The sequence below is a fragment of the uncultured Corynebacterium sp. genome (assembly GCF_945649885.1).
Classification (GTDB): Bacteria; Actinomycetota; Actinomycetes; order Mycobacteriales; family Mycobacteriaceae; genus Corynebacterium.
Window position 1 is genome coordinate 1 of sequence record NZ_CALZFS010000152.1, and the last position, 5528, is coordinate 5528.

At 54.8% G+C, this 5528-nt stretch carries 10 protein-coding genes; all 10 read left to right on the forward strand.

Translation table 11 applies throughout. From position 1 onward, the window contains the following. Positions 1–215: GIY-YIG nuclease family protein (locus Q0M74_RS12690; protein WP_293955035.1), on the forward strand; the 215-nt coding region annotated here is incomplete at its 5' end. 156 nt (positions 216–371) lie between these two features. Then, positions 372–572: a hypothetical protein gene (locus Q0M74_RS12695; protein ID WP_293955037.1), complete on the forward strand. Its 201-nt coding sequence runs from the start codon at positions 372–374 to the stop codon at positions 570–572. Beyond that, a complete protein-coding gene (locus Q0M74_RS12700; protein ID WP_293955039.1) occupies positions 569–766 on the forward strand; it encodes a helix-turn-helix domain-containing protein in 198 nt (65 codons plus the stop codon). Before Q0M74_RS12695 ends, Q0M74_RS12700 begins: the two co-directional genes overlap by 4 nt. 237 nt (positions 767–1003) lie before the next feature. Beyond that, positions 1004–1186 (forward strand): hypothetical protein, encoded by a 183-nt coding sequence (locus Q0M74_RS12705; protein ID WP_293955041.1) that lies wholly within the window; start codon positions 1004–1006, stop codon positions 1184–1186. Between the two features lie 232 nt (positions 1187–1418). Then, positions 1419–2327 carry a tyrosine-type recombinase/integrase gene (locus tag Q0M74_RS12710; RefSeq protein ID WP_293955043.1) on the forward strand — a complete coding sequence of 303 codons (909 nt, stop codon included), beginning with the start codon at positions 1419–1421 and terminating at the stop codon, positions 2325–2327. A gap of 726 nt (positions 2328–3053) precedes the next feature. Further along, positions 3054–3428: a hypothetical protein gene (locus Q0M74_RS12715; protein WP_293955045.1), complete on the forward strand. Its 375-nt coding sequence runs from the start codon at positions 3054–3056 to the stop codon at positions 3426–3428. A 249-nt stretch (positions 3429–3677) separates the two neighbouring features. Further along, entirely contained in the window at positions 3678–3824 is a 147-nt protein-coding gene (locus tag Q0M74_RS12720; protein WP_293955047.1) for a hypothetical protein, read from the forward strand. 209 nt (positions 3825–4033) lie between these two features. Then, positions 4034–4249, forward strand: coding sequence for a hypothetical protein (locus Q0M74_RS12725; protein WP_293955049.1), 216 nt, complete (start codon positions 4034–4036; stop codon positions 4247–4249). After that, entirely contained in the window at positions 4249–5076 is an 828-nt protein-coding gene (locus Q0M74_RS12730) for a hypothetical protein (protein ID WP_293955051.1), read from the forward strand. The genes Q0M74_RS12725 and Q0M74_RS12730 overlap by 1 nt, the downstream gene beginning before the upstream one ends. Positions 5077–5227: 151 nt before the next feature. After that, on the forward strand, positions 5228–5528 hold a 301-nt coding region (locus Q0M74_RS12735), incomplete at its 3' end, for an NUMOD4 domain-containing protein (protein ID WP_293955053.1).

Here is a 5528-nt window from a genome sequence, read left to right on the forward strand (position 1 = left end):
ATCGAATGTTCGATGAAAACGGATCGTTGCTTTATGTGGGGCAATCCGCAGATCCGTTATCAAGGTGGAAGCAGCACCAGCGGGATAAAGGATGGATCGCTGATGTAGTTCTTTTTACCCGAGATCCATATCCAGATCTGGAATCAGTATTGGCCGCTGAGATAAAAGCTATCAGGTATGAAAAACCGGAACACAATCATGTTCACAACATATAACCCCCGGCATCTTGTACATGCCGGGGGTTCTTCAATCCCTACCAAAGGAAATCACTATGCAGTCTACCCCGAAGCACCGTCGCACACCCACCACCCCGTACCGATACCGGGCGAGCGTCATCATCGTCCGGATACAGGATGAGAAAGAGGAAAACAATGAGTGAGTTCACCCGCGAGATGTTCCTCGCCCGTATTGCCCCGGAAGTTAAGCAGGACACGTACCTGCAGGTGTGGGCTGAGGATGAGGAAATGAAATTCGTTGGCCTGGGCCTGGGAAACACCGTCTTGGTGAAGCGGCTGGACGGCGAGATTGAGAATGTCGCTTTCGAGGACGTGAAGGGAATGAGACTCGAATGAGAACTGTACCAACTCAGGCGACATACTCCGCTGAGGAAACCCGGGTCATGCTGGGTATTTCAAAACCTACCCTGCTCCGCCACGCGAAAGCGGGCACCCTGCAACCACCATTGAGGTGGGTGCGCGCCGGCACTGCAATCAAATTTGTGAAAGCCGATGTGGATGCATTCCTGGGGATTGAGGGGGCGGCATGACGCGCCGGGCTTGTGGGTACAGCTCGTGTGGGATGACGGTGTCGCAGGTGTCTCAGCTGGGTTTGTGCATCAGGCATGAGCAGGCTGCGTGGGAATTTCTCACAGCAAATAACGAGAAGCGTCGGCGTGTCCGCCCGTGTCCGCAGTGCAATAGGAATGCGGCTTCCTCAAGGAAAACCGGATTGTGTGATTCCTGCCAGAAACGTAATGAGCTGAGAGAAGCGAAGGAGAAGCTCAATGGATGATCGTCTTGCCCTGGCCGACGCGGTCGGGGTCCTAGATATCAATACTCGGTATTTACGCCAGCTGGAGCGGATTCACCAGCATCAGCGGAGGAAGGATTATATCAAGGGCGCTGTCGTTTTCAGTGCCCTTTTTGCTTGCTACATCCTGATGGTCCTGTGGATTGGTACGCCATGAGCAGGTGCACATACCAGGACTGCTGTGAGCCCCAAGATTCTGGGTCGTGGCTGTACATGTGTACCACCCACCATGACCTGGGTGTGGTGCCACCACGTAGGCGGAGTAAGCCGAAGCGGTGCGTGGGATGCCAGCTCACATTGAGTGCGATGAATCGGCCAGGGCTGTGTCAGCTTTGCTCTGAGCGTCGACGGAGACCGTCTTTTTACAAATACACAGAGAGGCAAGCAGCATGAAAGCCACAGATGCCATCGACCGGTGGCTTGATGAAATTGTGAGCTTTGACGGCAAATCAAAAAACACCGCCACTGCATATCGAGCCAGCATCACCAAAATTTTGAGGCCCGGAGATTCCCTCGCAGATTTCACCCCAGAGAAAGTGAAGGAAGCGGTAGCCAGAAACCAGCACTTGTCCCCTGCAACACGGAAACACATTGTCATTGTCGCCCGTATATTTGCCGAATGGTTAGACGAGGCGGAGCTTATGGATGGTCGACCAATCCTGCGACTGAAGGTACCTAAAGCACCTAAGCCTGAAGCAACTTCTTGGACTGAGCAGGAGGTTGCAACGATTCTTGATGCTGCCCGCGACCGATATGTCAATGCCCCTTTTGAGTCGCTAAAGGCTCGCAGGGCTTCAACGTGGGCAGCGGTGGAAGCGCTGTACGCAACCGGTATTCGCATATCTGAGCTGACTAGCTTGGATGTTGGGGGGCTGGATGGTGACCAGGTGCATGTGATCGCCAAGGGTAATAAATCCCATAGGGTGCCGATTGGGTTTGATATTTCCGAGTCACTGGGTGCGTGGATGGAGCACCGTGAGCAGGTGGTGAAACCGGGTGTGAAGCAACTATTTTGCGCACCAAAGTGGGGTACGGAAACCACCTACCGGAACCTTAGTAGGGCGATTGATGAGCTGATTAAAACTATTGACGTTCCTCATGGTTCGGCGCACACGTTCCGTCACAGTTATGCCACGCACTTGCTGTATGCCGGGGTTGAATTACGGTCAGTGCAGAAGCTATTGGGCCATGAATCAATTCTCACGACCGAGCGTTACTTACACGTCAATGGGCAGCATATGCAGGAAAAGGTTTTACGACTTCATCCTGGGGCGCGTCGTGGCCAGGTCGCGGCGTAACCCAGGGTGGGTGAAATCCGGCGCAGTTGCCGACTTCCTCCCATCCCCAATCGAAACAGCGGAGCGAGAAGAAGAATACTGGGACGGCACCCTAGAGCACCTGCACCTCATGGGAAAAATCGCGGCATCACGTGCTTTCTACCAATCCACTTCAGAACCAGACAGACGAGACACAGCCACCTCAGCAATCAGTATGGCAATTGCCGAAAACCCAGACCTTGAGGTGTGGGAACTTCTAAGAATCGGACAGTCTGCGGTAGCCAAGGCCCATCAGAATCGCCTCAGCCAGCACGGCGTGAGACTAACTGGAGGAGGCACAGGTGCCGGATTTGCTGCCTACTGGGAAGATAAACGCCCCCAATTTGCCCACTACGGGCTCGACCATGTCGCACTCCATCAGGTTTTCGACGCTATGGAAGAGCAACACCAGGAAGATTTATTGGGTGCCGCGTCCTACGAGTCCCTGACCGATCACGCGCAGGCAGTCGGTCGAACACTTGGCACAATGTCCACCCGCGTCAAGCAGGCTAGGCAGGCTGCGCTTGAGTTGTGGTTCGACTGGGAGACCCCACCTGAGCCACCACGCAGAAGTAGGCGACACGAAGCGGTAGCTCACTGTCCCCGGGGGCATGACCAAAACATCCACCGCAAATGGAAAAACAACGGGGCACGCGGGCGCTCGCCCTATTGCTCTGAGTGCCACCGAGAAAGGAACAGGAAAACAGGATGACCAAAGAAAAACCCCTCTACTGGGAAGAAACAGAGCTACGCAAAGAGCGTGACCGACTCATCAAACAGGAACGTAAGACCATCGCCGAGGAAGCTGATCGCTTTGGTCAGCAGCTACTTGATGCACGACGCGGACTGGGTATCCCAGACCCAGCTGGCGCTGACTGGGGTTCCAGGATGGTGAGGTTTCAGATCGGTTTGAGGCTCCTGGCGATTGGGATGCAGGAACAGAATTTCACCATCCCAGACGTGCCAAAAATGTTGCGTAGGTGGCTGATGAATCCGATGACTGACCAGCCAGCCACGGACGAGGATCTGGGTGTGTACGTCGAACTCATCGAGGAAAGAGAAAGGCAAGTGCAAGCAGCATGATTAAAACGATTTTGGTCAGCATTGAGACTGGCCTGCGGAAAATGGCCGAGTGGCAAGGGTGGGAACCAAAAGATCGCTTGATGATTCAGGACATGTACCGCCAGGTGAAGCATTTGCAGCGTCGTCATGAGCAGCGCGCAGTCCTGATGAAGAGGGGTGGCCGATGATGGATTGGAAACGTCCCCTGCGTCCTCATGTGGCGCGTGTCGCCCGGTGGCTAGTGGGTGCATCATGAGGCCTACTCATTTGATGAAAACTTTCCGGGATTACGCCCGTACCGGACGTGCCAGCAAAGAGGCACTTGCCGACTTTGAGCGTGAGGGCTGGCTGGATGAATACGACGTCATTACTGATTCGGGGTCACATGCTTTGAAGATCGCTGAGGGTGGTGGGTAGTGACGCATAAGACCCCACCTCCGGATTTTGATCCTCTTGACCTCGTGGTGAAGGGGATTTTCTTTATCCTGCTGCCGGTATCAACTTTCATCCTGAGCTTATTTTTGCTCACTATCGGAATCCACATGGTGATCACATGAAAATCATTCCCACGATCACGCTCTTCCTGGGCCTGATCATCCTCAGCATCTATCTCTATGGAGGTACCTATGTCTAAGCCATCTGATCTGGTAGACCGCCTGGATCTAGTGAAGCGGCAGCACGCAGGGGCTCAGGTAGTCCCACTGCCACCCCCGAATCCTTTGAAAGAGGCTTGCCGGGAAACTCTCAGTGCGTATCGATTTTTCACAGACAGGGATATTGATCCCCTCATCGCTGCGCAGCTTGCCAGCATCGCTCTTGACAACATCATGGAGGAGGAATAATGACTACGTACAAGCCCCTGATCGACGCGCCGGGTGCCACCCCGGATACTAAGTCACTGCAGGTGGTGATTGAAACCGCCGGTGCCACTCACGTACAAACCAGGTCCGGTGAGGTGTACAAGATCTTCAATCGCCTCAATCTCAAATCCGTGCCGATCAACGCGTCTGATCCGAATGCGCCGCAGCGTATCCCGTACACGCGGGTGAAAAGCTTCGGGGTCATGGCTGATGAGGAAGCCCCGACCACAGCGGAGGTGGAGCAGCTCACCCGCAAGGAGAAGCTGCTGAGCCGTGAAAATCTTGAGGTGGCGATGCTGCAGGATGCTGTGGTGAAAGAGCTCACCAAGATCGCGAAGGATTCTAAGAGTGATATTCATTCGGTGTTGGCGGATGGGGAGAAGCAGCTGGTGAGGAATGAGCGTGGTGTGGAATTGGGAAGCATTTACCGCACGTCTCCGAAGCCCACAGCTCGGGTGGTGGATCTCGCCGCCGTTGCAGCTCAGGCCGATGAAGCCGGTGAGGAACTCGAATACCGACTTCCTGCCCCTGGGACTGCTGAGTATCAGCAAGCTGTGGAATTAGTGCTGGTCCACAATGAGGATCTGCTGGTGCTGGATCTGACACCAGAGGCCGTGAAGAACCTCAGCGAGAAGGTCCTCGCGGAGTGGCAGGTCACCGGGAAGGTGCCGGTCGGGTGGGAGATTGTGGAAGGAAAATCCGGGTACACCGCGATCCGCCCGAATGCTGTCGGCAAAGAAATCGTGCAGCGTCTCATGTCAGGGCAGCAGGATCTCCTTGCTGAGGTCACCAGGAAGGAAATCGCATGAGCGAGATGACAGCAATTAAGTGAACAAGTGACCTAAAATCACTTCACTTAAAGCCTCTGACCTGGTAAAATACGGGGTAGAATGGCCCGGTAACAGTGCGGAAACACTGCCCGGGCCTAACCCCCAGACGCTAAGAAGGAGCGTGAGGGCTATGCCTAAGCATACCTATATCGAAAACTGGCGACCAGTCCCCGGCTATGAAGGACTCTACGAAGTGTCAGACCAGGGACAGGTGAGAAGCCTGGACCGTCTGAACTCACGCGGACACCGCATCAAAGGCCGCGTATTGAGCCCTAGCTCGAAGGGCAAGGGGTACAGGCAGGTTGTCCTTCACAAGGAAGGCAAGGCACTAACCAGGACCGTTCATCTGATTGTTCTGACCGCGTTCGTTGGCCCCCGACCGGAGGGGGCGGTATTCTGGCACAACAACGGGGAAGCTGACGACAACAGGC

Bases quoted from the DNA above. Each gene is read 5' to 3' on its own strand.
- Q0M74_RS12695 (WP_293955037.1), top strand. From the start codon at position 372: ATGAGTGAGTTCACCCGCGAGATGTTCCTCGCCCGTATTGCCCCGGAA.
- Q0M74_RS12700 (WP_293955039.1), top strand. From the start codon at position 569: ATGAGAACTGTACCAACTCAGGCGACATACTCCGCTGAGGAAACCCGG.
- Q0M74_RS12705 (WP_293955041.1), top strand. From the start codon at position 1,004: ATGGATGATCGTCTTGCCCTGGCCGACGCGGTCGGGGTCCTAGATATC.
- Q0M74_RS12710 (WP_293955043.1), top strand. From the start codon at position 1,419: ATGAAAGCCACAGATGCCATCGACCGGTGGCTTGATGAAATTGTGAGC.
- Q0M74_RS12715 (WP_293955045.1), top strand. From the start codon at position 3,054: ATGACCAAAGAAAAACCCCTCTACTGGGAAGAAACAGAGCTACGCAAA.
- Q0M74_RS12720 (WP_293955047.1), top strand. From the start codon at position 3,678: ATGAAAACTTTCCGGGATTACGCCCGTACCGGACGTGCCAGCAAAGAG.
- Q0M74_RS12725 (WP_293955049.1), top strand. From the start codon at position 4,034: ATGTCTAAGCCATCTGATCTGGTAGACCGCCTGGATCTAGTGAAGCGG.
- Q0M74_RS12730 (WP_293955051.1), top strand. From the start codon at position 4,249: ATGACTACGTACAAGCCCCTGATCGACGCGCCGGGTGCCACCCCGGAT.